Raw genomic sequence first — 26,305 nt, forward strand, 5'->3', positions numbered from 1 at the left:
CTCAGATCCTTCGTTCCAAAATCCCGCGCATGGCCCTTAGCGCACGATGCACGCTGACTTTGAGCGAAGCTATGCTTTTGCCGGTAACGGCGGACGCCTCTCGCAACGATAACCCTTGCACCTTGAGCAGTTCCAGCGCTTCGCGTTGCCCGTCCGGCAATTGCTCCATAGCTCGCAGTATCGCCTCCTGATCGTCACTGGATTCCTGTTCGGTCTTCGTTTGATCCCCCGAAAAGGTTTCAGGCATCACGTCGACCGTCGTTTCGATCGCGCTCCTGACTCGTCTACGCCGTGCCGCGTCCAAGCTGCGGCGCGTTGCAATCGTCATGAGCCAGGGCATGAAGGGTCGCTCGGGATCGTAAGTGTGCCGAACGGTGTGGACCGAGATGATGATTTCTTGAACCACGTCCTCGACGTCGAGCATCCCCGACCACTTGTGAGCGACCACTCGACGAAGCATCGGTAGTAATTCCGACAGGAGCTGAGCATAGGCGGCATTGTCACCGTCTTGTGCGGAGCGCATGAGTTCCTGCCATCGCCGCTCCCGCGCAAGCTTGATTCCATCGCTTGCAAAGCTCGTCATATCAGTGGAACCCCGAGGTATAGCCGTAGCTCGCCTCATACGCCATTTTCGGCCAAAATTGAGCCCCCCATCTACAATGTCGCAGGCCGCACGATTTCAAAGTCCTGAGGCAAAGCCTTCTTGTCTTGATCGCGCCTCCACGACGTCTGAGATAAAACATTGCGAGCGGCGGCAGTACGACCGATCAGGATTGCAACGGCCTGAGCGCCATCCTGACGGGAGATCTTCGTTCGCGCGAGGATCACCGCCCACCCGCCTTCTTCCGAAGATCGAGAATCGGCCCGAATACCGCGGATGCCGGCTCATTCGTCTGATCGTTGTCGTTGAACACGGCTATGTATTTCAAAGCCCCGGGTTCCGTGCCGAAGACGGCTCTGAAATCCGCGGCGACGTCACGGATCTCTTCCCGCAGCCGCCCGACATCACCTCGTCCCCGCAACTGAACGTAGGCGAGCGCACCGTACCGCTGGGAATGCAAGAACGTCTCGTTTCTAACCGGCGTCGACGTCCACACATAGCCCAGAGTTGGAACATCGCGATTCATCAGCGACGGATGGCCGAAAACGAACATCACCATGGCCCCGAAGTCTTCTGTTTGGAGCCTACGGACGTCAGCTGCCTCGTGTAGCCTGTCGACACGCCAGCGCCAGTTTATCTGCGTCAGTTCCCTGCCATTCATCTCCACAGGCTTGTAGAGACCGGATGCCGATCGATGCGGAACGCTTCGCAGGACTGCGCCTTGCGCAGTCTGCTCCACGCTGAAATCGTTACGTCCGACAAAATCGATCCGCTTAGCTGTGCCGAGCATCTCAGCAGGGTCGACGAGCACGTTTTGCGCTCTGGCGGCGGGAACGAGAACGAGAATTGATAGACAACAGAGCAGCCGCAAAGCGGCGCCGGACGTCTCGTTGCGCATCCGTGTTTCCGCTCCCCTCGATATGCTCTTTCGTGATGGATCCTCACAGATGCGCATAGTTTCAGCGCGCGTCGTTCAAGCTCCAGTCATAGCGGTGGGCGCCGATCTTCTCGAAGGCTTGGAGCTTCGCTTTCAGCTCAGGCGCGGCGTATTTGCGAAGATGCGCCAGCACTCCCTGATCATTGCCGCCGAAATCCGCTTTGAACCACTCATATATCGAGGACACGACGAGCTTGCCTTGTGTGATCGTGACTGCGCGCGTATGATTCACGTAGGCTCTCGCAGAGGCGTCGAGTTGCGCGTCGAGCATGACCCCGACAAAGGCCCGCGACTGCAAATTGGGGCAACCTACGGATGCGCAATTCACGGAATAATGTACGCGCGGATCTTTGAAAAGCGCTCGTAACACGCCGTGCTCGATATCGTCGAGGCTGAACTCGACGCCATTCAGCGTCACCACTTTGGCTCTCCACGGGCCGCTCGAGAAGGTTGAAAGCAATCCGGCGCCGAGCGAAACATCTTTGATGGACCTTACAGGATAGTGGTCGATCACGATGTCGATCGTCTTCGCGTTATAAAGATTGGCGAGGAAGGCGAATTGCTCGGCTCTATTCAAGCGCTCCGGATCGACGGCTTCGAGCTGGGCGATATATTGTTTCAGCGCGCCGTGGCCGCCCTCCTTGAAGGCAGCGTAGTCCACCCGATTGAGGCCGTCCGGGCCGGGTTTGACGTAAGTCGACAGCAAGCGATCCCAAATCGAATGATCGACGCTCAGCTTCGATCCAGATGCGGCGCTACGAAAAAGGTCCGCCGGCTCCGCGGCGCTCGCCTCTGTGCAGAACGCGAGCAGAAGAAGACAGATCGCTCGGGTGACGACTTGAAGATAAGCGCGGTGATCGGCCGCGTGACCAACGAAGCGACGCATTTTTCGAACTCTCTCTTTGGGCGGCGACGCTGGTATTCGAATTCCGGTCGAGAGGACCTGTCCACGGCTGAAGCGGACATCGACAGGGACGCCCACGATCCACGTCGCCTAGTTCGCGGCAGCGGGGAAAAGGTTACAGCTCGCCCAATGATCGATCCATGTCAGCCCTCGCCTCCGGTGGTGTTTCGAAACCGGGTGGCTGCGTGCAGAATCCTTACGCGGGAACGTCGAGCGCCGCATTGAATTTCGAAGACAGACTTTGAAAGGCGATGAGGCCGGTCAATTCAATGATGACGTCGTCGCGCTCCGTCAATTTGGCGCGCAGGCTGTCGCTCACCCCGGGCTCGGTGAATGTCATCGCTCCGGCATATTCGAGAGCGAGTTGTTCGTCTGGAGAAAATAGAGGGCTATTTCGCCAGTCCGAGAGCGCGTCGACCTTGTCGATCTTGTCATCATCAAGCTCCTCGACGCTGAGGCCGGCCGCCTGCATGAGTATCTGAGCCAGCGCCAATATAATCTTGTCGCGCTCGGCGGACGTCAGCCCGTCCAGCCTGACGTCGTCCAACAACAGTCTCAACTGCCGACTCGGCGTCACTGCCGGTGTTTTGGGAGCCTGCATTCCGTTCCTCCGGAATGATGGCGTCATCACTCCGGCAGTTTGCGGGTTTGACCGCACCCAATAATAGCCGCTTCAGCTCGACAAGCGCGACCAAATCGACGCGCGGCGCGCCAACAGTCATCCCGGCGCAGATCGCGGGATCAAGCATCCACCCCGCTATCGAGACCACAGCGCCGGCTGGCCCCAACACTTTAAGAAACTGACCGGTTGTTCGCTGCTCCACACGGCGGACAGCGACCTTGGCGCCGAAATACGGGTGCCACCGCAGGGGAATCGGGTGAAGGATTTCAGGCGGCGACGAGACTCACGAAGAAGTCGTCGTCCCAAGCGGCGGTCATGCGCTTGAGGCGCTGGGAGTCTTTTCCCGGCGCCTTGCGGATGAGATTATTGGCCATATGCTCGAGCGTGGTGAAGTTGGCTGGGGCGTTTTCCGTTCGCACGCGGCATTCGTCGTCGCGGAAGACCATGTCCATGACCCAGTGCAGGCTGTTCTCGATCGCCCGATGATCGCGGATCATCGGGCCGACCAGATCGGCGGCGAGCGTCAGCGACGTGATGTAGAATCGTGTTTCCTTCGTGCTCTCGCCATTGATCTCGCGCCGGCTCTAGACCATGACGACGCCCTCGAGCCCCGGCCAGTCGTGTCTCTCTTTCAACCAGTCGATCTTGTGGAACGCCGTATAACGCCGCGTTTCGATGCGGCCGTGCCTCGCCGTCGAGCGTCTCCTGGCGGCTGACCGTCGAATCCACGAAACCATTGGCTTTCTGCTCGGCGGCGAACAGCTTCACGTCTTCGTGGAGCGTTCCCTGATTGCCTCTGTGCGCGATGATGTAATCGGCCTTCTTGTCCTTGATCTTCTTGGAGATGGCGCGCTGACAGCCCATGGCGTCGATGGTGACGACGGCGCCTTCTATGGCCATCATGTCCAAGAGCGCGGGAATGGCGACGATCTCGTTGGATTTTTCCGCTACGGCGATCTGCCCCATGACGAGCCGCTGCCGGGCGGCGAAAGCCGAGACGATGTGGATCGGCTCCTTCGCGCCCTTCTTCTGATAGGAGCGGCGCGAGGTTTTGCCGTCGGTGGCGACGACCTCGGCTGGCGTCTTAGTCAAAGCCGAGACCCAGGCGACGAAGCAGCGCTGGAACGCCTGCGCGTCGAGCGTGGTGAAAATGTCGCCGAGATGGTCGTGCGCCAGCGTGCCGTTTTCGAATGGCCGGAAGCGACGCAACAGGTCGAGCTTTTTCTCGCCGAACCGCGCGATGTCGGTGAAGGCCTCCGCCCCGGCCAGCACGGCGAGCAGGCACAAGAGCAAGATCTCGTCGAGCGGATAGACGACCTTCCCGGCCTGCCGGCGATCCGGCATATCTTTGAAATAGACTAGAAAAGCCGTCGTCTCGGCCAGAGCCTCGAAGTCGTGTCCGCTCGCGTCCATCGCAATCCCCCAAAGATCGAATCAGAGGATTCCGACAGATTCAGCTCAGACGCGTCTTGTCACCTACTTCTTCACCCGATCGCCCTGGGTGCCACCGGTAGTGGACTTCCAATTCCTGCCCGACATAGGCACAATGAACGGGGAATCCCGGGGGGTGTTTGTCTCAACTTCGTTGGCACGGAGGGCTCGACGATCGACACCTCCAATCTGCCCTTCGACGAGTGGACGAGCATATTCAGCAATCAGCGTGTGACCGGCGCGCTGCTCGATCGCCTCACCCATCATGTCCACATCCTCGAAATAAATGGGGAGAGCTATCGGCTCCGACAATCGAAGGCGCGACGACGCGTGACCCCCACGCCGATCGACGAGGCGAGCGTCGACGCCGACACCGGCGAAATCCTCTCTTCGTAGGCCCACGAGAAATTTTCGCCGCCGACATGCAAAAGGGCCCGATCGGGCCCTTTTGCATGTCGGCGATCCCGCCTCACTGGCTTGAATTTGCGCCGCCCCGCCGGCCGGAAATCTCTCCGCCGTTGACAGGCGCGCCGCGCTATCGCGGGCGAGCCCAAACAAAAAGAGCTCTTCATGCACAAAATCAAATTCCGGATGAGCGTCGACGCAACCATCGAATGGATAGATGTATCCCGTTCGCGGAGACCACCCGGTGAAAGCTATTTCACGAGCGACGTCCCCGTCCCGCCCGTCGTGAAGCGATAATTGAGACCACCCCGGACGATGTGGCCCGCGCTGCTCACATTGGCGGAAGCGACGCCGAAATTCGTCGAATAGCCCACGCCGCTATCGGCAAGCCATGCATAGAGATATTCCACCTTCACAGAAATGCGGTCGGACCAAGCGTATTCGACACCTCCGCCGGCCGTCCATCCCGGACGAACGGTCGTGCCCGTGCTTCCCCGACCGAATGTGAGAGGCAGGCTGGCTGTGAAGGATCGGGGCGCGAAATCAGTTCCATACGCGAGGCCAGCCGTTCCGTAGACGAGCCAACGGGGCGTGAAGGCGTACCCCGCTCGCGCGCGGAACGTGCCGAGGATGCCCGCGTCGGTGGCGCCCGGATACGTCCTGGACACGGCCTCCGATTGAATTGGCCCGCGATAGCCGAAGTCGGCTTCGACGCCTAGAACGACGGTCGGTGTCCATTGCAAGTTGTAACCGATGGCGCCGCCGCCGACCAAGGCGGCGCCGCGCTGGGGCGCCTGTCGTAAGAAGGTGAAAGACCCGTCGCCGAGCAGAGCGCCCGCGTAGACGCCGACGTAACCTCCCTGCCAGCTGAACGCCGCGGGAGGAGGAGCGATCGGCGGCCCCTTCGCGGACGGCAGGTCCGCCGCGACTGCGGCGCTCGACACCAATGCGCCGGACAGATAGACCGAAGCGCGTATGATTTTCATCTGATTTTACTCTCCTCGATGCTAGATGCGTATCGATTTCGATCGTTGGAAGGCGATTCGGTTTCGCGCTTCGGTCGAACAAAAGTCAGTATAGCTTGACCCTCAAAGTGCCGCCGAACCAACGCGGATCCCCATAGGTTTGAGTGTTCGGACCGCCGCCTGCGCTGATCGATTGGTTGGTCAGCCAGCGTTCATCGAGGATGTTCTTGGCCCAGAAAAACAGATTGTAGTCGTCGTCGTCGGTCTTGATGCCGAAGCCGACGTTGACGAGCGTGTAGGGGCGTTGCTCGAGCTTGTAGATCGACCACGGATTCGAGAATACCGTCGTGTCTTTCCAGGAGGCGTTCAGATAGGTGTAGGCGGAAACCGATCGGCCGAATCCGAAGTCATGGAATATCGCTCCCAGCGGATGTTCGTAATTGACGCCGACGTTGAAGGAGAGCGGCGAGATGCCGGTCGCCTTGGTTCCAGTCAGATTCACGGACCCCGGCGATCCCGCGAAACCCCAATCGGCGGATTTTGGCCCTTTTTCGAAGTCGACGTAGCGCACTTCGGTCAAGGCTCCGGAGAAAGTCAGCCACAACCGGTCGATCGGACTCCAGCGGCCGTCGAATTCCACGCCGCGGAAGCGGACATGTCCGATATTGCCGAGAAAGGTATTGGAGATCGGCACGCCTGTGACATCCGTGAAGTCCGTGTTCACGAGAGGCGTTTGGAAGTTGTATGTGTCCTGCCAATAGAGATTGGCGTTCACGATGAGTTTGCCGTCGAGCCAATTGGTCTTGGCGCCGAGTTCGTAATCCCATGTCACTTCCGGCTTAATGATAACGGGCTGGAACTCCTTGAAGTTCCGAGCGCTGTCGAGAATCGGGATGGCGTTGGTGTTCACGGCCCCCGACTTCTCGCCACGGGCAACGGAGCCGTAGACCAGGACGTTCTCATTATATCGATACGACGGATTGATCAGGCCCGAGAGCGAGTTGTTGAATTTTCTCACGCCGCCGGTGTCGAAGCCTGTAACGCCGCCTCTCGATTGCGCCACCGCGTTGAAGGTCTGTTGAAGCGAGAATGCAGAGTTGAAGCCGCTGATCCAGCCGAAATCCGAGCCGTTCTTGATTTCGTAAGTGTCTCGCAGCCCCGCGGTCAACGCCCATTGCTGGTCGATATGCCAGGTCGCTTGTCCAAAGAGCGCGAAGCTCGTCGTTTTGGCCTTGCCGTCCTGATGCACGGTGACGCCGTTCAATAAGGCGCTGTTCGTGTTGATGTTGTTGGAGAACCATTGCGACGCGTCGCTGCCATAGTCGTCGTGGCGGTAGGACCAGATGTGCTCGCGCAGGCCATAGAAGCCGATCTGCCATTCCAGCTCCTGCTCCTTGGGAGAGGCGAGGCGAATCTCCTGAGAAAATTGCGCGACATAAGTGTCGAACGCCACCGATTGAATTTCGAGCTCATTGCCGAAATTCGGGCCGAGCGAATTGCGCGGATGCAAGACGAAGTCGCGCCAGGCGGTGATTGCCGTGAGCGTATTCTCGCCGATCTGATAGTTGATTTCGTTCGAGAGTCCATGCGTGCGCTGGTCCAGATGCCCGAGACGCGTCAAATAGGGATTGTAAGGATCGAGACTGAGGATCGGCTTGCCGAGGCGGCTCGCGACGTTTTGCGAAAAACGTCGCGCGGTCGTCCCATTGGCGAAGAAAGGGATCGAATCTCCCCACAACGCATTATAGTTGTTGTATTCATCCGAACGTAGACGCTCGAAAATGAGACGGTCGGTAAAATTGTCACCTACATATAACAACTGGCCGCGCACGCCCCAGCGATCATTGTTCAGCAGTCCGGCGCCCGTCACCTTATCGTGAATGAATCCATCGCTCTTATCCAGGAAGAACGTGGCGCGATATGCGAGCTGGTCGTCGATGATTGGGCCCGTGACATTCAGCTTTTCCGTCACGCGATTGCGATTTCCGTAGGACGTCTCGAGTGTCGCCGAACGCGCGAAAGCGGGCAATTGCGTGTGGATGACCACGGCACCGGCGGTCGTATTCTTTCCGAGAAGAGTGCCTTGCGGCCCGCGGGCGATTTCCAGGGATTGGAGATCGACGTAGTCGGCCCATTGGAAGCCCGTGTGCGTGTAGAACACATTGTCGACGATGAATCCAACGGCGCTCTCTGCACCGTCGGCGCTGTTGAAGGCGCCCGAGGTGCCGCGGATATTGACGCCCGATCCGCGGGGGTTGCCGACGAAAAAGTTGAAATTGGGAACCTTCTGCGCGAATTCCTGCAAGCGCTCGATATGCTCGCGATCGGCTGTCTTTCCTCCGACCACCGCGACCGGCTGCGGCACGTCTTGCGCCTTTTCTTCGCGAAGGCGCGAGGTGACGGTGACATCATCGACCTTCGTCGACGCCGCTGCGGCTTGTGCTTCCTGCGGAGGAGCCGATTGAGCAAGCGCTGCGGGCGCGATGGAGACGCCGCTCGCGAGGGCCACACCGGCGAGCGCCGTATTCGCGAATAGGTGGCCGCGAAACGCTTTGGCCAGGCTGCTCATCGCCAAACTCCTCTATTTGCTATTCGAGGCCGCTCTAGCCACCCCATTAAGACTATTAAGTAGATCGGGTTTATACGTAATATGTCAAGCTACGTTCGAGTTGCAATTGTGGCTTCACCTGCGCTTAGGATATTTTCGCGAATGCTGTTGCAAAAATGCCACACATTTGTAATTCGCAAAAAATGTCCGTGCCTTGGAGGGGACGACATGCCTGCCGGGCATCCCATCGGCTGGGACAGAACGATCAAAGCGGCGATCATCGAGAACAAACTTCCGGAACCCGGTGCTGGCTTATATCGCCGAACGGCAAGGGGACTTGGACATGCCCGGGGCCGTGATTTTCGAGAGTGGCGAATTGCTCGAGGAGTTCGATGAATAGCGACGGAGCCCAGCGACGGCACGATCATGACGGAAATCGGTGGGCGGCTCATGCACACCAAACAGGCGCAAGCCGCGCTCGACAAAGGGTTGGCGGGGCAGGCGGAGAATGCCGAGAACGTCATGCGGCGGATCTGACAGGCCGTCCAGATCCTGAAACAACTCCGGCTGGCGGCGGAGCAGATCGGGGCGCGGGCCGAACAGGCCGGAGAGAGGCCGTGGGGAGCAGGCGCGGGAGAGATTTTCGGAGGCGGCAGGATCTTCCAACCGAGCGGTCGGCGCCCTGGCTTTTCGCGGCGGCGGGCCGAACCGCTGAAGCTCGCCCTACAAAATCCTTATGACCTTTTTCAAGAGCAATCTGCGTGCGCTATCCACCCCCTCTCCTATGAGGCGAGGGCGAGCATGTTCGGCGAGGCAGAGGTCAGGACGCCGGCGTGATTTCGACGGTTGAGCCGTTTCTCATTCGCGGGCTGGATACCGCATACGGAGCTTTCGTCGTAGGGGAGCCTCGGTCTGACCCGCGGAGATCGGTCGTGCCGCTCCTAATTTTGGCGGAGGATCCCTTGACGGGCGCCGACGCCCTGGCCGCTGCCTCGATGTCGTCGCGCGTTACGCGCCGATGGTCTTCGGTTTGACCTGTCGCGCGATCGCCCACATGAAGCCGACGAGCTCGCGCGCGACGGCGGTGATCACGATCGGCGCCTTCTTGCCGCGCGCCAGCATACGAGGATATCGCCAGCACAAGCGGACCTGTGCCTTCCATGCGATTCCACGGATCGACACCGCGATCGATTGGTGTCGCAGCATCATCGCTTGACCGACCTTCGCCGGCAGGCGATAGGCCCAAGAGGATTCGACGATCAGTCGCCGCGCGACGACGCTGCCGGCTTTTGTGATGCCGGTCAATTTCCGCTTGCTTCCACTCGAATGCTCGCCCGGAATGAGACCGATGAAGGCCATGAACTGGCGGGGATTGTCGAAACGCCGCATGTCGCCGATCTCGGCCACCACGCCGGCTGCGACCACCAGCGCGACGCCGCGCAGCGCCTGGAGAGCCGCGATGCGCCCGCGATAGCCGTCGGTCGTCTGGTGAGCGTCGTGGCCCTCCGGCTCGCGCTCGCGGTAGTGGCCCACGTCCTCGGCGAGCTGCGGCAATATGTCTTTCAAGGCGACAAGGTAGACGGGTCCCTGGGCACGGGTCTCTAAGCGATCTCGCGTTGACATTCCATAGCGTCGATGGTGACGAGCGCGGCTGAAAACTCAGCGCGTTCGAGCAGTATCGGAATGGCAATGATGTCACAGCTCTTCTTGTCAGCGGCTCCCTGGCCCAGCATGAGGCGCTGGCGCGCGCAGCCGGGGCGGAGACCAGAAGAAGCGGCGAGCCGTCCTTGCCGTGCGTTCGGCGCGAAGTCTTGGCGTAGATCACCTCTATGTCGGGCTCGCGCCGCGCCGGCTCTCGACCCAATAAGTGAGGCATTCGGCTAAGGGCGAGGCGAGCAGCGCGTTCGTCAGATCATTGAGGTCTTCTTGGACATCACAGACCTCAATGATCCCAGTCCTCCCAGAATGACATCAATTCCCGCGCCGAAACTCCCCTCCCGTTCACGCGATTGAACTGCCTGCCTCGACCTTGGCTTGACAAATGCCCATTACATCCTACTAAATCGATCGGAATACAATACAAAAGGTCATCCATCCATGTTCCGCACAGTGTCCGGCGTCGCGACCAAATCGCGGTCTTATTTCATGTCCAGCGCGTCGAGTCTCGCATATATGGCCGCGGCCGCTATCGCATTGTCGACGAATGTGGGCGAGTCTCGCGCCCAGGACGCGCCGGCCTCGAGCGCGGTGACCGTCCAGGTCGGCGACGTCGTCGTCCGCGGCGAGGACGATGATCGGGGCGAAAACTCGCGCCCCGTCCTAGACGCGCAAAAAAAGCCGCGCTCTATCGTCGTCATCGACGAGAAGTCCATAGAGCGCGAGAACATCAACCGCGCCGACGAATTGCAGCAGAAGATCCCGAATTATCGCGCCAACAACGGAGGCACCCAGCAGTCGGCGCGCCAAACCATACGATGGCTCGGCGTCGCTGGCGGAGGCGTCGGCTCGGAATCGCCGACCGGCTATGTCGTCGACAATGTGTTCTGGCGGTACTGGGGCTTCCAGTGGATGGATTTGTTCGACGCGAGGTCCTTCGAGGTCGCCTATGGACCTCAGGGGACGGCGGGCGGAAAGAACGCATCTGTTGGCAGCCTGATCATCAATAACAGGCTGCCGTCCTTCACGCCGCAAGCGACGATCGAGACCAATTTCGCCAATTACAGCCGCGTCATCGAGAAGGTCTCGATCACCGGTCCGATCCTTGACGACACGCTCGCCTATCGCGTGAGCTTCTTCATGGACAAGGGCGACGGCTGGATCCGCGATCAGGTGAGCGGCGCCGGCTACAAGAACACCGACCGTTGGGGCGTTCGCGGGCAGCTTCTCTATGTCGGCGACGACATCACCGACCGGCTCATCTTCAATTTCAACACCTCTCACGAATATAACGGCTACAACAGCGCGCCCTACGCCGACACCTCCCTCTTCTATGCCAATGGCACGCGTCCGAGCGCGACCTGGGTTCAGAACGTCTGGAAACGGCTCGGCAAGCCGATCCTGTCCTTGGATCCCTAAAAGCCGTCCATCGCCCGCATGGGCGTCGATCCGGTGAGAACCATCACCGTTTCGAACGAGCTCAACGTGGCAGTCGGCGAAAATATCTTTACGTCCATTTCGGCCTATGGGTTCAATCGAAACCAGCAGCGTTATTTCGAAGAGACGCAACTAATCGAGAACTGGCGCGACGGCATGGATACTTATGTCGGACAGGCGTCGCAGGAGTTCCGCCTGACCTCGCCCAAGGAGCAAGAGCTCGAATGGACGACCGGCCTCTATTTTATCAACGACGACGCCTCCAATCAGATGCACCACGTCGCGTTCGGCTCCGACGCGGCGAAATGGCTGAACATGCCGGGGGCGCTACCGGGCGTGCAGGATTGGTGGTACACCAAGGCGCGAGAAATTCAATTCGCCGCCTTCGGGCAGGCGACTTGGCATTACGACGAGCAGTTGGCGCTCACCCTGGGCCTGCGCAACAGCTATGAAATTCGCCAGGGCTCGGTGAGCCATCTCAACCGGTATTATCCCGGCGTGTCGATCGTCGATCAGGACCAGGCGATCATCGCGGCGGGCGGCTACGGCCTTTCCGACAGCGGCGGCAGCACGAAGCGCTTCAACCATGTGACGGCGACCATCAATCCGCAATACCGATGGAACGACAACCTCCTTCTCTATGCCATCGTCGGCCGCGCCGAAAAAGCGGGCGCGGTCAATACGAGCGCCAATCCGACCTATGCGACCGACCCTGCGACAGGGCTGAAAGTGTTCAGCGCCTGGCAGCCGCAATTCACCAGGCCCGAGGTGTCCTGGGACTATGAGCTCGGATTCAAGACGAACTGGCTCGACAACAAGCTCCAGTTCAACGCGAATTTCTATTGGAACGACTTCTACGACTTCCAAACCAACACGGTCGACACCTCGCGCGTCGACGCCCTCGGCTCGCCGATCGCCGTGTCGTCGCTCGGCAACGCTGATCATGCCCGAATGCGCGGAATTGAGCTCGACGGCCGCTGGAGCCCTATTGAAAGGCTGTGGATCAACTTTAACGCGGCCTTTTCCGACTCGCGCTGGGTTTCCTATCCGGACGCCGCCCCGCCGACCGATTGGCAATGGACCTCCGGAACCCCGAAGGCGCCCAAAACCTTGTCGCTGTCCAATAAGCGCTGGACGGGCGTTCCGATGTGGACATTCAACATCGGCGCGAACTACGAGCATCCGCTCGGGGCCATTTTCGCAGGTCTCGGCGGCTTCGGCAGCCTCGACGACTGGACCTCGAAGCCGCTCACGGCATTCGGCTATTTCAACGTCAACTGGCAGGCCAAGACGCAACTGACCAATCCCTGGTCCATTCAGCAATATTGGCAGGGGAGCTACGCGATCGTGAATGTCGGTGCCGGCATCCGCACGGATGACGACAAATACAGCCTCACCTTCTGGGCCAAGAACATCGGCGACGAGAGGCCTTTCAGCACCTGGGATCTCGGAACCGGCGGCAACCCGGCGAGGGTCGGCCTCACTCGCTGGCCGGCGACCTTCGGCGGGGCGTTCCGCGTGAAGCTATACTGATCAGGGCTCGTCGCCGATGGTTTCGATCATCAGCGGACGCGTCCCGGAAAACCCCGAACTGCTCGGCGACAAAATATGGGCACAAAGCTTACGCTGAACTTTTCAACGGAACTTCGCAGCGCATCTGCGGCGACTCCGCTCAGAAGAATTTCACGCGCAGCGTCCCGCCGATGGCGCGGACCGTGTCCGGCAAGCCGATCGTCGTCGGGCCGGTGGCCGTGCCGGGGCTGAAGGACGTCGCCGGCCGGACGTCGGCGATGTTCTTGGCCCAGACGTTCAGGCTGTAGCGATCGTCGTCGGTACGGATGCCGAAGCCGAGATTGGTCAATGCGTAGGCGTCCTGCCAATAATGGATGACCGCCGTCGGATCGGTCAGTTCCTGCTTGTCCTGCCAGGCGACGTTCGCGTAGACGAATCCGGTGACGGGACGATTCGCCCAATCGCCGAGGCCGTCGAATATCGCGCCAAGCGGACGCTCATAGTCGAAGCCAATATTGAAGGCGAAGGTCGGCACCGTGTTGAATCGCGAGTGCGATCTCGAGACCTGGAGCGGGGCCTTCACGGTTCCTCCGCTCCAGGTCCAAGCGGCGTCGAGCGGCGCTTCGTCGAAGTCGATCCAGCGCGGATCGGTGATCGCGCCGGCGAAATTCAACCAGAAGCCCTCGAAGGCGTTCCAACGGCCGTCGAACTCGAACCCGCGCAGACGAGCATGCTTGGCGGTGCCGAGATATGTCTGGCGCGTCGGCACGCCAGCGGCGTCGACGACCGACGTGTCCACGAAATTGGTCTGGAAGTTGTAGAGGTCGTTCCAGTAGAGATTCGCGTTGAGGATTAGGGTCTCGTCGAACCAGTTCGTCTTGATTCCGATCTCGTAGTCCCAGGAGGTCTCGGGCTTGGTGATCACCGGCTGGAATTTCTGGAACGCGTTGCCGACGAAAATGGCCCGCGCGCCGGTGTTGACCGCGCCCGCCTTCTCGCCGCGCCCGACGAGACCGTAGACGGTCACATTCTAATTCACCTTGTATTGCGGATTGAAAATGCCGGTGAGCACCTTGAGCGTCACCTTGCCGGCCTCTAATCGAGGCTGGAGGAATTTATCAGGGGCAGGCCAACAATTCTCGCGGCGAGCTTGGGGCCGATGCCGCGGACCATGCCGGAGCCCAGATATTTTTCGATGCCTTCCGCCGTCGTCGGAGGCGTGGTCTTCAGAAAATCCGCTTTGAATTGAAGACCATGAGTGCGATCGGTGATCCAAACGCCGACAGTGTGAATATATTCGCCGGCGGAGATCGAAGCGGCGTGGCCGACGACCGGCACGAGGTCGCGCTTGCCGCGCGCTTTGACCTTCAGGACGGCGAACCCATTCTCCTCATTGTGGAACGTCACGCGTTCGACCGAGCCGACGAGCGTTTCCCGCGAAGCGGCGGCGTCCGAGGGCCGTTCAGGCTTCAAGGCGAGGCCCTGCCGCTTCGAATATCTTCGGGGCGCTCGATATTTTGAGCGTCGCCAGAAGAGGCAGCGCCGCCGGCGACGCGTCGATGACGCGATATTCGACCCCGCAGCGGCGAATGGCGCCTTTCCGGCGGCGCAGGCCGTCGCGCACATAAGCGCACGCCTCGTCCTCCGACGCGAATTCTCGCGCGAATGTCCGCCCCCGGCAGCCGATCCGGCCGAAAGATACGCGCACCATCCATTTTCCGAACAGATCGCGCCCCGCCTCGACGCGCCAGGCCCGGTGGCGGTTCGCCTCCGCATTGCGGCCCTGCAACAGAATCGCGATCTCGTCCATCGCCGCCATGCCGGCCCTCCACGCCCGCCCGCTTCGCATTCGCACACAAGTGAATCACGAATGGGAATCTGGAGCAAAGGGAGAGGAAGCATGGCTACCGCTAGCGCCGGCCGCGCCGACAAGGGTGCGTCGCTTTGCTCCCGCGCGTTCCGCGCGCCCTTGCAGCCCGGCCGTCTCGCGGTCGGCCAACGGCGTTTTGGGAAAGGAGAAGGGGAAATCGACCTCTCCGCTCCGCCCGACCCGAGAAAGGGACGGAACGCCATGAGCCATGACCCGGAAATCGAACAGCTGCGGGCCGAGACCAATTGCGCCGCGCTGCTGGAGCGCTCGACGCCGCCGTGGCGGCTCGATCGCCGAGAGAGCACGAAGCATTGCCTCAAATATCGGCGTGGGCGGGGAGAAATCCTGATCGTCAATCACGAGGGCCGCGGCTGGTGGGATCCGCAGAGCGACGCGAAGGGCGACGTCTTCGATCTCGTGCAGCATCTCGAGCCCGGCCTGAATTTCGGCGAGGTCCGCAAGATGCTGCGCCGGTTCACCGGGATACAGCCGAGTTGTCCGGCCGCCGACATCCGAAGGGGACGCTCTCCCGATGTCCCGCTCCCGATCAGATGGGCGCGTCGCCCCCGGCTTCGGCGCGGCTCGCCGGTCTGGCGATACCTCACCGAAGAGCGTCGGCTTCCCCCGAGCGTCCTGGAGACGGCTTGCGCCGCCGACGTGGTGAGAGAAGGGCCATACGGAAGCGCCTGGTTCGCGCATCACGACGATCGACGGAATGTCACCCATATCGAAATCCGCGGACCAGACTTCAAAGGATCGGTGCGAGGCGGCGACAAGATCCTGTTCCGCTTGCCCGGCGGTTCAGGGCCGCCGACGCGCTTCGCCCTCGCCGAGGCGCCGATCGACGCGCTCAGCTTCGCCGCCTTGGAGAACATTCGCGCCGACACGCTGTATGCGGCGACCGGCGGCGGCATGGGTCCGAAAACGATCTCCGAGATCGAGGCGATCGTCGCGCGCCTCGCGCCCATCCCGGGCTCGCGCTTTTGCAGCGCGGCCGACGCCAATCCCGCCGGCGACCGCTACGCGGCCCGCCACCAGCTGATCGCCGCAGCCGCCGGCGTCGCCTTCGAGCGATTACGGCCTCCCGTCGAGGACAGCGACTGGAACGACATGCTCGACCAACGAGAAAGGACGAAACCATGACATCACATCGCGCCTGGATGTTGCTCAAATCGGGCGGTCGGCTCGACCTGCTCGATCCGAAGCCGGACGCCTGGACCGACGAGGATCTCGCGATCGGCCTGTCGCGCGCCTATCGCTGGGGAGGACATTCGGCATGGGACCTGCCGCTCAGCGTCGCCCAGCATAGCCTCGCCGTTCTGGCTTTGCGCGAACGCAAAGGAAAGCTCACCCCCCGTGAGTCTCTGCGCGAGCTATTGCACGATGCGACCGAGTTATCCACCCTATCCGAACACATACTCATTTATTCGTTTTGGGCTTGTGCGGGCTTGCCGGCCTTCGCCTGCAATAGCGTTATCCACCCATTGCATTTGGATACTGTGCCAGCGTGCTCAGGCGAACCTCAGAGCGGCGCGTGCACGCACGTGTCCCACCCGGCCGCCCCGGAGCCGTTCTGATGCGTGGCGACCGTGCCCACGTCATCGCCATTGTGGCCACCCGCGATGGTACATTGCCGCTGCTGTTCGTCGACGGCCCTGACGGCGGCGTGGTCATGCAGGAACAGGTGGCGCTGGTCCGCCACATCGCCGGCCAAGGCTACAGCCCATCGCAGCAGTTGAAACTCACAGAGAGCATCGGCCGCTTCTACGACTGGCTACTGATCGCCGAGCGCGGCATTCCCGCAAACCCCGACGCCGTACCGGCGGCGTTGCGACGATTTCTGATTGCCCGATATCAGGGCACCATCCAGCCCGATGGCTCGGATCCTACGGGCTTATTTTGGCGGCCCGTAAAGGCGCAGACGGTCGACATGGACCGGCGGCATCTGAACAAGCTGCCCGAGGCGACGCGCCGTCGTTGCCGACACATCCCGACCGGCGAACGGCGCCTGGACACGCTCGTTCAGGTCGAAGCCGGCGACGGCTCGCAAACCGTCGAGGGCGTCGTCGTTGACGGCGAACGCAACGACACGGGCGCCGTCTACTTCGACGACTTTTTCACGGTTTTCACGACCATCGACGATTCCCGCGGAGAGCTTATCCGCTGCAACGGAGCCAATTGCCATGTCGAGATACTCTGACATCGACCCGCTCGCCGGCATGGAGGAGTGGGACCGTTTTGAGCCTTGCTTCTACGAGCCGCCGGCGGAGCATAGCCCATCCGCCGATGCTTTCGACAGGATGGCGGCGTCGCTCACGCCCGCCCAAGCGCAGGCCGCCGTGCATTTCGGACCGATCCTCGTCCTCGCGGGAGCAGGAACCGGAAAAACCTCGACGCTCACCGCCGCGGTCGTGCATCGCATCGCCGTCGACCGCATTCCGGCCTCGCGCATCCTCGCCGTCACCTTCACCAACAAGGCCGCCGCCGAAATGGCGTCGCGCATCCGCGCCGCGCTCGACGGCCACGCGGCTCCCTCCTGGCTCGGCACCTATCACGGGCTCGCCGCCCGTCAGCTCCGTGACGCGCCGGAGATCGCGGAACTTCGGCCGAATTTCGACATCGTCGACGCCGAGGACAGCCGCCGCTTCGTCAAGCGCGTCATGAAGGCGCAAGGCCTCGATGGCGAGGAGAGCGGCGACGCCAATGCACGCGATCCGTTGAAAATCATGTGCAACCGCATCGCGAAGTTCAAAGACAATCTGATCACGCCGGCCGGCGCCGCCGCCTGGGTCGAAGCCAAGATCACCAAAAGCGATCGTTCCCGCGAGCCGGTCGATCCCCATGCGCTGCGCACCGCCGCGCGCGTCTACGCCGATTATCAGCGCGCCCTGCGCGAGGCGAACGCGGCGGATTTCGGCGACTTGCTACTGTGGCCGACCCTCGCCATGCGCAAGGACGACGCCTACCGCGCGCGCTGGGCGTCGCGCTTCGATTGGCTCGCCGCGGACGAATATCAGGACGTCAATTTCGCTCAATACAGTTGGCTGAAGTCTTTTGCGGCGGAGCATGAACGCGTATTCTGCGTCGGCGACGATGATCAGGCCATTTACGGCTGGCGAGGCTCTGACATCGAGTATATACGTCGCTTTCACAAAGACTACCAGAGCGCTGTGCAGGTTCGGCTCGAAGAAAATTTCCGCTCCACTTGGCACATACTCGCCGCCGCCAATGCGGTTATCGCTCGCGACATGAAACGTCTCGGCAAGACACTCTACACGCGAAAGGAGCAGGGCGACAAGATCGAGCTCGTCGCCTACCGCGACGCCCAGGCCGAGGCCGCCGGCGTCGTCGAGGAAATGCTCGCCCGTCATGCCGAGGGAACGGGGTGGCAGGAGATCGCCATTCTCTATCGCAGCTCCTTCCTGTCGCGCGGCTTCGAAGAGGCCTTGATGCGCGCCCGTATTCCGCATGTGATCGTCGGCGACGTCGGCTTCTATCAGCGCGCCGAGGTCAAGGACGCGCTCGCGCTTCTGCGTCTCGCGGCGACGCCCGACGATCGTCAATCGGACGAGGCCTTCCGACGGGTCATCAATGAGCCCCGCCGCGGCTTCGGCGCCAAGGCCATGCAAGCGGTCGAGACGGAGGCCTCCTTCCGCAATGTCTCGCTGCTGCGCGCCCTGGACACCGCCGAGCTGCCGGCCAAATGCCGCTCCGCCGGATTGCTGTTCGCCGACCAGCTGCGCCGCATCGGCGAGGACCGCTCGCACACGCTCGCCGATCAGATCTCGCTGCTTCTCGACGCCAGCGGCTATCGCGCCATGCTGCGAGGCAGCAAGGCCGAGAGCTCGGAGGATCGCCTCCAAAACCTGCAGGAGCTGATCGCGCTCGCCGGCGAGTTCCACACGGCGCGTGAGCTCCTCGATCATGCGGCGCTCGCCACCAGCCGCCCCGGCGAAGACGAAACCGACCGCGTGCGCCTGATGACGCTGCACAAGGCGAAGGGCCTCGAGTTCCCGCATGTTTTTCTTCCTGCCTGGGAGGCGGGCGTATTTCCGTCGGATTACGGCGACGCCGATGAGGAGCGTCGGCTGGCCTATGTCGCGCTGACGCGCGGAATGCGCCGCGTCAGCATTTCCTACTGCGCTTTCCGGCGCGGCTTCGGAGCGCCGTCGCTTTTCGTCGACGATATTCCCGACGAGCACAGCGTCAGAGGACGCCTGCGCCATGCAGAGCGGCGCCGTGGGGCGTCACGCCAGCCCGTCGATTGGCGGAAGCTCCCGAGCCATTTGCGGCGGCCTTGAGCAGAGGCCGCAAGAAGGAACGAGAACCCAAAATCATTGAAGACACAAATGCCGCCTGCGCGCCCGTCGCCGCAAGGGGTTGTCGCCGAGGCTCCCGCGCGTTCCGCGCGCCCTTGCCCCGACGGGCGTGAGGCGGCCTTCGGGGTTTTATCGGAGAAAACCATTCACTGCTCGAGGAGCAAATCATGAATATGATATCCGCAACCCCATCGCGCCGAACGGGCGCGACGCTGCCCGCGATCTCGCAACAGATTTGGGACGAAAAATACCGGCTGAAGACACCCGCCGGAGAGCCGATCGACCTGACCGTCGAAGACAGCTGGCGTCGCGTCGCGCGCGCGCTCGCGAGCGTCGAGAACGATCCCGCGCAATGGGAGGGAACCTTCGATTCGGCGTTGCAGGATTTCAAATTCTTGCCGGGCGGTCGCATCCTCGCCGGCGCCGGGGTCTCGCGCCGCGTCACCCTCTTCAACTGCCTCGTCATGGGAACGATCGAGGACGATCTCGACGCCATCTTCTCGCATCTTCGTGAGGCGGCGCTCACCATGCAGCACGGCGGCGGCATCGGCTATGATTTTTCGACGCTCCGCCCGAAGGGCGCGCTCGTCAAAGGGGTCGGCGCTGACGCCTCTGGTCCCTTGTCGTTCATGGATGTGTGGAATTCCATGTGCGGCACGATCATGTCGGCCGGCACACGGCGCGGCGCCATGATGGCGACGATGCGCTGCGATCATCCCGACATCGAGGCCTTCGTCGCCGCGAAGGCCGACAAGACCCGCCTGCGCAATTTCAATCTCTCGGTCCTCGTCACCGACGCTTTCATGGCCGCGGTCGACGCCGACAAGGACTGGCCACTCGTGTTCGGCGGCGAGGTGTATCGCACGATCTGGGCTCGCGACCTTTGGGACCAGATCATGCGCGCCAATTACAATTATGCCGATCCTGGCGTCATTTTCATCGACCGGATCAACGCCCGCAACAATCTCTATTATTGCGAAACGATCGCGGCGACCAATCCTTGCGGCGAGCAACCGCTGCCGCCCTACGGCGCGTGCCTCCTCGGCTCGAACAATCTCACCAAGCTCGTGTGCGACCCCTTCACGGAGCGCGCCCACCTCGACGAGGGCGGTCTCGCACAACTCGCCACCGTCGCCGTGCGTATGCTCGACAATACGATCGATGCGTCGGAATTCGCGCTCCCCGAACAGCGTGAGGAAGCGCTGGCCAAGCGGCGCATCGGTCTCGGCGTCACCGGCGTCGCAGACGCCCTGGCCATGTGCCGGCTGACCTATGGGACGCCGGAGGCCGCCGCGATGGCGGCCCGCTGGAATCGCTTGCTCAATCGACACGCCTATATCGCGTCGATCGGACTCGCCAAAGAGAAGGGCGCCTTTCCGCTCTTCGACCGCGACGCCTATTTGGCCGGCGAGACGGTTCGCAATCTGGACGGCGACATCAAAGCCGGAATCTTCGAGCATGGCATTCGCAACGCCTTGCTCACCTCGATCGCGCCGACGGGGACGATTTCGTTGTTCGCCGAAAATGTCTCATCAGGAATCGAACCGATCTTCGATCTCACCTATCTGCGCAAGACCCGCCAACCCGACAATTCCTTCGTCGAGCAGGAGGTCGACGACTACGCCGTACGCCTCTACCGCGAAAAATTCGGCGTCGACGCGGAACTACCGGAATATTTCGTCACCGCGCAGACCCTGACGCCCGCCGATCACATTCGTATGCAGGCCGCGGTTCAGGACCACGTCGACGCATCGATCTCTAAAACCGTGAATTGCCCAGCCGATATCTCGTTCGAGGACTTCAAGACGATCTACGTGGACGCCTATCGCTCCGGCTGCAAGGGCTGCACCACCTATCGACCGAACGAGATCACCGGCTCCATCCTGTCGACCACCACGCCGGCGGCTACCCTTCCCCCGACGCCGCCTCATCCGGCGATCGCGCCGCGAGAGGAAAAGCTCGCCGGCGCGACCTACAAGCTGCGCTGGCCTGAGAGCGAGCACGCTCTCTATGTGACGATCAACGACGTCGAGGAGAATGGCGCGCGGCGTCCCTTTGAAATTTTCCTGAACTCCAAGGACATGCAGCATTACGCGTGGGTGGTTGCCCTGACGCGCATGATCAGCGCGGTGTTCCGTCGCGGCGGCGACGTTGCATTCGTCGCGGAAGAGTTGAAGGCCGTGTTCGATCCTCGCGGCGGACATTGGAGCGAAGGGCGCTATGTCCCCTCTCTTATCGCCGCCATCGGCTCGATTATCGAGCGACACATGATCGACACCGGCTTTCTCGCTCCGGCTGAAGTGATCGTGGCGCACGCTTCCGACGAACATCCGCCGGCGGGCGCCCTCGGCGCGCTCTGCCCGAAATGCAGCCAACCGGGTCTCATCAAGAACGACGGCTGTCTGACCTGCCGGCACTGCGGCTGGTCGAAATGTTCGTGAAGGTCTCACCGCTGGCCTCGTATGAGGAGACGTTCTATGAATGACTTGCCCCTACGGCCGTCCTCGATCCTAGTCGAGCGAGACGGCCTGATCACACCGGCGCGTCGCAAGTCCACCCGGGCGCGCCACGATCGGTCCGAGCCGGTCGAAATCGTTCCAGCCGTGCCCGATCGAGCGCTCAACGCCCATCTCTGGGTACGGCATCCGGACGATTGGTACGTCGAAGAGAGCTGGGTCGACCACCGGCTCTTCGAGGATGAGCATTTCGAAGGTTCGATCTACGATCCGGCCTGCGGGCTCGGACGCATCGTCGAGGCCGCAAGAGCCGCGGGCTATAATGACGTCTGGGGCGACGACCTGGTTTCTCGATCCATGTTCTGTGATCGCGCCGTCGACTTCCTATCCGAAGAAGCTGGAAGGCCGGCGCCGGACAACATCTGTTGCAATCCGCCATTTCGAAAGTCGCGGGAGTTCGTCATTCGGGCGCGCGAGATCGCGAGACGCAAGGTCGCGATGATCCTGCCGGTCTCCTGGATTTCCGGCGACCGCCGCTCCAGATGGCTGGAGAGAACATTTCCGCGGCGCGTGCTGATCATTACGCCGCGCCCTTCCATGCCGCCCGGTCCAGTCATTCTCGCGGGCCTGAAAGCGCGCGGAGGACGAACAGATTTCGCGTGGTATATTTGGGAGAGGAACTATGTCGGTCAACCATCCTTCGGATGGCTGAGGCGAAAGCGATGAGCGAAACCGGTGGAAAGAAACGACACTCTCTCACCGCTCTTGTAGCGTCGATCCGCGTCGTCCAGCAGCTCCTACGGACAGCCGGTCCGAGAAAATGCGGCAACGTGCGCCAATCCGAGTTCGACTCGTTGCTCGACCAGCTCGACGAACTGCGCGATCTGCTCCAATGGCTCGAACGTAACAAGACGGACTTTCTGGCCTGGCGTGAAGCGAGAAGAGACATCAAAAGCCAGTGAAGAAGTGAGCTGCCCCTAGCGCGAACGTCGCCGCAAGGGGCCGTCGCTACGCTCCCGCGCGTGCCGCGCGCCCTTGCCCCGCCGTCCGCGAAGGGGCGTTTCTCCTCTCGTTTCGAACGAAAATATCACAAAAGAATGGGCTGGCGACGCGACGAAAGCAGACGTCGCCACCATTCGGCGAAACTCGTTCGGCGCTCTGCATAGAAGGAGATCACTATGCTTTACGAAGCGACCATTCAGATTCTCGTCGATGTGAACGACGAGGCGGAAGCCTGCGATTGTATCGCCGAAGCGATGCGCCCGCTCCTTCGCAAATTCTCGCCGCGCTCTGGAGTCGTCGATTGGCGCTACACCGCCGATGGAGCGCCCACTCCCGATGATGGGCGAGGCTTCGAATACGCGCCCCAGCGCGTGGAGACGTCTGGCTTCACGACCTCGCAACCCGCCGGAGAATCGGAGATCGCAAAATGAGGACTCGCTTCGTTCTGCAAGACGGCTCCGTGGCGATCTTCGAATGCGTTGCGCGTGATGGGAGAGCACGGGTGATCGTCGATAATGGTCGCCTCGATCGCGTCGCTCATTACGCGCCCGGAATTCCCGATGTAGAGGCGATCGCCGCCGTCGACGCGTTTCGCGCGCGCGAATACGCAGAATTCCTGCAATGGGCGGCGCGCAAGGAGATCGAGGTCGACGTCTCGCAATACCCGCCGCCACGATCGATCGCTTCACAACGCGGAACGATCGACCTCGCATCGCGCTTCATGGACCCGGTTTTCCGCCGGATCGCTTTCGCGTTTTCCATTTCCAAAGGAGGTCATCATGGGTTGGCTCTATATGCGATCGCTGGAAGGCCACGACGGGCCCGGCGCTTATCTCGACGCGCAATTCACCTTCGAGAGGAAGGAGGTCGTCTCCAAGGTGCTGAAATCGGCGTTCGTGTCGCCGCGCGTCTATTACGCCGCAGTCGAGTGCGTCACCAAGGCCACTGGAGAGCGCGTCGTTTGGGCCTTGGTCTGCCTCGTCGACTACAACCCCAGAGATCGAGAAGGATTCATCTTCGGATACAAAGACATAGGCGAATCTGCCGGTCCCTGCGAAACCGAATGTCCAGAGGCTATTCTCGATCTCTTGACCGAGACGGACTACGAATATGCGCTCGAGTGGCGGAAGCGCTGCCGAGATCACGCCGCAGCGCGACGCGCCAGAGCTGTAAAGCCGCGTCCCCGTCCCGGACAGACGATCGTTTTCGACGAGCCGGTGCGCTTCGCGGACGGCCGCGACTTCACCACCATGCGGGTCGTCTCCAATCGTCCCGGCCGTCGTCCCGCCATCCTCTACCAGGATCCCGCGTCCGCGGCATACTATCACATCCGCAACATCAAAGATCATAACTACCGCCTCGTCGCGCCCGAGCAGACGCGAGAGCAGCTCGAGATTTTTTAAACAGACGAGCGAGAGGCGGCGCTATCGCGCGCGCCCTGCCACGTCGGACGGCCGCCGCGCCCCGACTGCCCACGGCCAGCCCAAAATTCCAACGGTCCGTCGACGTCCTGTCGAGGCGCATTGGCCTGGGCAAATTCCAAGACAGCCAAATAATGGAGTCCTTTCATGCCGATCCGCTACTCGACGTCAGGAAAAATAATCGCCCATCGCTTCACGCTCGGAGAGATCGAGGAGGCGTCGGAGCTGATGCAGGGATTTTGTCTCGCCTGCGGCGCCCTGAGAGATTGCTGCGAGCCGGACGCCCGCCGCTACGAATGCGAAGAATGCGGAAATCATCTCGTCTACGGCGCTGACGAAATACTCGTCATGGACCTTGTTCGCTCCGATCCGTGACCGGTCGCGCAGTCGCCACGCAATGTCCCGCCGTGCGCCACTCGATCCACTTCGAATGGCGCACATTGCGAGCCAGGCCCGTCGTCCCTCACACTTTTTTCTTGGTCGCCCGTCCGCGCTTGGCGGGTCCGCTGGCGGTCGCCTTCGGGCTCGACGCTGCGCTTTTGCGCTTTTGCCCGAGCCCGATGGACTTCGCCATTTCCGATCGTTGCGCAGCATAATTGGGCGCCACCATCGGATAGTCTGCCGGCAGGCCCCATTTCGCCCGATACTCTTCTGGACTCATACCGAGCAGCCTTAAATGGCGTCGAAGCGATCGGAAGCTCTTCCCGTCTTCGAGACATATGATGAAATCCGGCGTGATCGACTTGCGGACCGAAACCGCCGGCTCCCGTTTCACCAGCGGCGGCGTTGTATCGATTGGCGCTTTGCCGAGAGTTTCCAGCGCCCCACGTACTGCTTGGATGAGCGAAGGCAGGTCTCCGATCGGCAGGGAATTATTGGCGACGAAGGCCGCGACGACCTCGGCCGCGAGCGTGGTCGAACGAGAAGGTTCTGCCTCTGAAGCCGTCATTCGAATTTTCCTCGAAGTTCATGACGAATAAGATTTCGTAACTATTGGCTGCTCCTCGATACCAGCGCAAGCGCTTTCAGCGACTTTTCCCTGGAGAGGGATCGAATGGACTGCTCGTCGCCACGCCGAGCGTCTTCGGCCTCGTGATGATCGGCGCATCCAGAAATCACCGACAGCCGAAGCAAAAGAAGATGGAAAAGCGCGAAGCGCCGTTCCCGCATGCGCGTCCACCGCCGCAAGGGTGAAGGCGCGCGCGCCCGCTCTCGCCGCGAGCGGCGAGTCCGCCCTTGCCCCGGCGGCCGTGATGCGGGGCGTGGGATTTCGTTCCGAAACCTGAAACGGAGACGAATCCCATGAACAACAACATGAAGAGCAATGGACGCGCGTCCGCGCGTCGCGATCATTACCAAGACGTCACGGACCGCATCGTCGCTGCTCTCGAAGCGGGCACGGCTCCCTGGCGCAGGCCCTGGGATCCCGAAAAATCGGGCGGCCCGCTCTCGCCGATCAACGCCGTCACGGGGCGCCGCTATCACGGGATCAACGTTCTTCTGCTCGGCATGTCGCAATTTTCATTCGCGAGCGGCGATCCCCGCTATTGCAGCTACAAGCAAGCGAAGGCCAGGGGCTGGCAGGTGCGCGCTGGCGAAAAGGGCACGACCGTCTTCTTCTATAAGCAGCTTCGCGTCGAGGATCGCGACGCTCCCGCCGATGGCGAGGAGCACACGCGCAATATCCCTCTGCTTCGCGCCTACACGGTTTTCAACGGCTCGCAGATCGACGGTATCCCCGAATTCGTGGTCCCGACGATCGAGGAAGCGCCGTGGCGCCGGTTCGACGCGGCGGACATCATCCTGCGCAATAGCGGCGCCGTCGTTCGCATTGGCGGCGACCAAGCGTTCTATAGTCCGTCGACCGACCACATTCAGCTACCGCCGGAACGCGCATTCCGATCTCCAGAGGCATACGCAGCTGTGCAAATGCACGAGCTTTGCCACTATTCTGGCGCGCCGAGTCGGCTGAACCGTGATCTCACAGGACGCTTCGGTTCGGCGAAATACGCTTTCGAAGAACTTGTCGCGTTATCTTGACAGTCTGCACCGACTCAATTGCCCTCAGTAGGGTCGTCGAGGCAGTCCATAGGAGGTGCCCGCAGAGCCGGCGCCGGGCGATTATCGTAAGGACATATCGTTCGGGCTGTTGGACCGTTGGGAGCGCCTGTGGGCTTCGCCTAGTCAACCCCGTGTCATCGCAATCACCAAGGGCGTCG

24 protein-coding genes and 3 pseudogenes are annotated in these 26,305 nt (G+C 61.5%); 14 read left to right on the forward strand and 13 right to left on the reverse strand.

Annotated elements, in window-relative coordinates; genetic code table 11:
- Position 1: 1 nt before the first annotated feature.
- The 6 genes and pseudogenes from IY145_RS01205 to IY145_RS26455 all read right to left on the reverse strand — a co-directional run.
- Positions 2 to 583 carry a sigma-70 family RNA polymerase sigma factor gene (locus IY145_RS01205; RefSeq protein WP_246721659.1) on the reverse strand — a complete coding sequence of 194 codons (582 nt, stop codon included), beginning with the start codon at positions 581 to 583 and terminating at the stop codon, positions 2 to 4.
- A gap of 241 nt (positions 584 to 824) precedes the next feature.
- The gene (locus tag IY145_RS01210; RefSeq protein ID WP_196406568.1) at positions 825 to 1,499 is read right to left on the reverse strand and encodes a DUF3047 domain-containing protein; all 675 of its coding nucleotides are present in this window, start codon (positions 1,497 to 1,499) and stop codon (positions 825 to 827) included.
- 61 nt (positions 1,500 to 1,560) lie between these two features.
- A complete protein-coding gene (locus tag IY145_RS01215; protein ID WP_196406569.1) occupies positions 1,561 to 2,424 on the reverse strand; it encodes a DUF547 domain-containing protein in 864 nt (287 codons plus the stop codon).
- A 214-nt stretch (positions 2,425 to 2,638) separates the two neighbouring features.
- Positions 2,639 to 3,001: a carboxymuconolactone decarboxylase family protein gene (locus IY145_RS01220; RefSeq protein ID WP_196406570.1), complete on the reverse strand. Its 363-nt coding sequence runs from the start codon at positions 2,999 to 3,001 to the stop codon at positions 2,639 to 2,641.
- A 329-nt stretch (positions 3,002 to 3,330) separates the two neighbouring features.
- A complete protein-coding gene (locus IY145_RS26105; RefSeq protein WP_312030539.1) occupies positions 3,331 to 3,636 on the reverse strand; it encodes an ISAs1 family transposase in 306 nt (101 codons plus the stop codon).
- Between the two features lie 181 nt (positions 3,637 to 3,817).
- A pseudogene (locus IY145_RS26455) lies at positions 3,818 to 4,477 on the reverse strand (ISAs1 family transposase); the annotation flags it as partial.
- Between the two features lie 183 nt (positions 4,478 to 4,660).
- Here IY145_RS26455 and IY145_RS25215 point away from each other — a divergent pair.
- Positions 4,661 to 4,891, forward strand: a pseudogene (locus IY145_RS25215) (ATP-binding protein); the annotation flags it as partial.
- 260 nt (positions 4,892 to 5,151) lie between these two features.
- Here IY145_RS25215 and IY145_RS01235 read toward each other — a convergent pair.
- The 3 genes from IY145_RS01235 to IY145_RS01245 all read right to left on the reverse strand — a co-directional run bounded on the left by IY145_RS01235 (position 5,152) and on the right by IY145_RS01245 (position 9,967).
- Positions 5,152 to 5,886, reverse strand: a complete 735-nt coding sequence (locus IY145_RS01235) for an outer membrane protein (protein ID WP_196406572.1) — start codon at positions 5,884 to 5,886, stop codon at positions 5,152 to 5,154.
- A gap of 85 nt (positions 5,887 to 5,971) precedes the next feature.
- Entirely contained in the window at positions 5,972 to 8,434 is a 2,463-nt protein-coding gene (locus IY145_RS01240; RefSeq protein ID WP_196406573.1) for a TonB-dependent receptor, read from the reverse strand.
- Positions 8,435 to 9,421: 987 nt separating this feature from the next.
- Positions 9,422 to 9,967 carry a transposase gene (locus IY145_RS01245; protein WP_196406574.1) on the reverse strand — a complete coding sequence of 182 codons (546 nt, stop codon included), beginning with the start codon at positions 9,965 to 9,967 and terminating at the stop codon, positions 9,422 to 9,424.
- 618 nt (positions 9,968 to 10,585) lie between these two features.
- Here IY145_RS01245 and IY145_RS25470 point away from each other — a divergent pair.
- Both IY145_RS25470 and IY145_RS25475 read left to right on the forward strand, forming a co-directional pair.
- Positions 10,586 to 11,488 carry a TonB-dependent receptor plug domain-containing protein gene (locus IY145_RS25470; RefSeq protein ID WP_246721660.1) on the forward strand — a complete coding sequence of 301 codons (903 nt, stop codon included), beginning with the start codon at positions 10,586 to 10,588 and terminating at the stop codon, positions 11,486 to 11,488.
- Between the two features lie 66 nt (positions 11,489 to 11,554).
- Complete coding sequence (locus tag IY145_RS25475) at positions 11,555 to 13,039, forward strand: TonB-dependent receptor (protein ID WP_312030530.1); 1,485 nt, start codon at positions 11,555 to 11,557, stop codon at positions 13,037 to 13,039.
- A 139-nt stretch (positions 13,040 to 13,178) separates the two neighbouring features.
- Here IY145_RS25475 and IY145_RS01255 read toward each other — a convergent pair whose 3' ends face one another.
- The 3 genes and pseudogenes from IY145_RS01255 to IY145_RS01265 form a co-directional block, all read right to left on the reverse strand.
- Positions 13,179 to 14,045 carry a TonB-dependent receptor gene (locus tag IY145_RS01255; protein WP_196406575.1) on the reverse strand — a complete coding sequence of 289 codons (867 nt, stop codon included), beginning with the start codon at positions 14,043 to 14,045 and terminating at the stop codon, positions 13,179 to 13,181.
- A gap of 104 nt (positions 14,046 to 14,149) precedes the next feature.
- Positions 14,150 to 14,491, reverse strand: a pseudogene (locus tag IY145_RS01260) (ATP-dependent RecD-like DNA helicase); the annotation flags it as partial.
- Positions 14,481 to 14,837 carry a WGR domain-containing protein gene (locus tag IY145_RS01265; RefSeq protein WP_196406576.1) on the reverse strand — a complete coding sequence of 119 codons (357 nt, stop codon included), beginning with the start codon at positions 14,835 to 14,837 and terminating at the stop codon, positions 14,481 to 14,483. The pseudogene IY145_RS01260 and the gene IY145_RS01265, both read right to left, overlap by 11 nt.
- Positions 14,838 to 15,089: 252 nt before the next feature.
- On the opposite strand from IY145_RS01265, the gene IY145_RS01270 reads away from it, so the two are divergent.
- The 10 genes from IY145_RS01270 (at position 15,090) to IY145_RS01315 (ending at position 24,461) form a co-directional block, all read left to right on the forward strand.
- Positions 15,090 to 16,031 carry a DUF3991 and TOPRIM domain-containing protein gene (locus IY145_RS01270; RefSeq protein WP_196406577.1) on the forward strand — a complete coding sequence of 314 codons (942 nt, stop codon included), beginning with the start codon at positions 15,090 to 15,092 and terminating at the stop codon, positions 16,029 to 16,031.
- Positions 16,028 to 16,465, forward strand: coding sequence for a hypothetical protein (locus IY145_RS01275; protein WP_196406578.1), 438 nt, complete (start codon positions 16,028 to 16,030; stop codon positions 16,463 to 16,465). Before IY145_RS01270 ends, IY145_RS01275 begins: the two co-directional genes overlap by 4 nt.
- A complete protein-coding gene (locus tag IY145_RS01280) occupies positions 16,465 to 17,088 on the forward strand; it encodes a hypothetical protein (protein WP_196406579.1) in 624 nt (207 codons plus the stop codon). Before IY145_RS01275 ends, IY145_RS01280 begins: the two co-directional genes overlap by 1 nt.
- On the forward strand, positions 17,072 to 19,189 hold the full coding sequence (locus tag IY145_RS01285) for an ATP-dependent helicase (protein ID WP_246721664.1): 2,118 nt from the start codon (positions 17,072 to 17,074) through the stop codon (positions 19,187 to 19,189). Before IY145_RS01280 ends, IY145_RS01285 begins: the two co-directional genes overlap by 17 nt.
- 185 nt (positions 19,190 to 19,374) lie before the next feature.
- Positions 19,375 to 21,648: an adenosylcobalamin-dependent ribonucleoside-diphosphate reductase gene (locus tag IY145_RS01290; protein WP_246721666.1), complete on the forward strand. Its 2,274-nt coding sequence runs from the start codon at positions 19,375 to 19,377 to the stop codon at positions 21,646 to 21,648.
- Positions 21,649 to 21,684: 36 nt separating this feature from the next.
- Positions 21,685 to 22,389, forward strand: coding sequence for a hypothetical protein (locus IY145_RS01295; protein WP_196406580.1), 705 nt, complete (start codon positions 21,685 to 21,687; stop codon positions 22,387 to 22,389).
- Entirely contained in the window at positions 22,386 to 22,625 is a 240-nt protein-coding gene (locus IY145_RS01300) for a hypothetical protein (RefSeq protein WP_196406581.1), read from the forward strand. The genes IY145_RS01295 and IY145_RS01300 overlap by 4 nt, the downstream gene beginning before the upstream one ends.
- 216 nt (positions 22,626 to 22,841) lie before the next feature.
- On the forward strand, positions 22,842 to 23,096 hold the full coding sequence (locus IY145_RS01305) for a hypothetical protein (RefSeq protein ID WP_196406582.1): 255 nt from the start codon (positions 22,842 to 22,844) through the stop codon (positions 23,094 to 23,096).
- 348 nt (positions 23,097 to 23,444) lie between these two features.
- Positions 23,445 to 24,068 carry a DUF6927 domain-containing protein gene (locus IY145_RS01310; protein ID WP_196406583.1) on the forward strand — a complete coding sequence of 208 codons (624 nt, stop codon included), beginning with the start codon at positions 23,445 to 23,447 and terminating at the stop codon, positions 24,066 to 24,068.
- A gap of 165 nt (positions 24,069 to 24,233) precedes the next feature.
- The gene (locus IY145_RS01315) at positions 24,234 to 24,461 is read left to right on the forward strand and encodes a hypothetical protein (RefSeq protein WP_196406584.1); all 228 of its coding nucleotides are present in this window, start codon (positions 24,234 to 24,236) and stop codon (positions 24,459 to 24,461) included.
- Between the two features lie 88 nt (positions 24,462 to 24,549).
- On the opposite strand, the gene IY145_RS01320 is transcribed toward IY145_RS01315, so the two are convergent.
- Complete coding sequence (locus IY145_RS01320) at positions 24,550 to 25,035, reverse strand: MucR family transcriptional regulator (RefSeq protein WP_196406585.1); 486 nt, start codon at positions 25,033 to 25,035, stop codon at positions 24,550 to 24,552.
- 353 nt (positions 25,036 to 25,388) lie between these two features.
- Here IY145_RS01320 and IY145_RS01325 point away from each other — a divergent pair, with 353 nt between their 5' ends.
- Positions 25,389 to 26,126, forward strand: coding sequence for an ArdC family protein (locus IY145_RS01325; protein WP_246721669.1), 738 nt, complete (start codon positions 25,389 to 25,391; stop codon positions 26,124 to 26,126).
- The last annotated feature ends 179 nt before the right edge of the window (positions 26,127 to 26,305 follow it).

Origin of the sequence: Methylosinus sp. H3A (assembly GCF_015709455.1) — a bacterium.
Taxonomy (GTDB): domain Bacteria; phylum Pseudomonadota; class Alphaproteobacteria; order Rhizobiales; family Beijerinckiaceae; genus Methylosinus.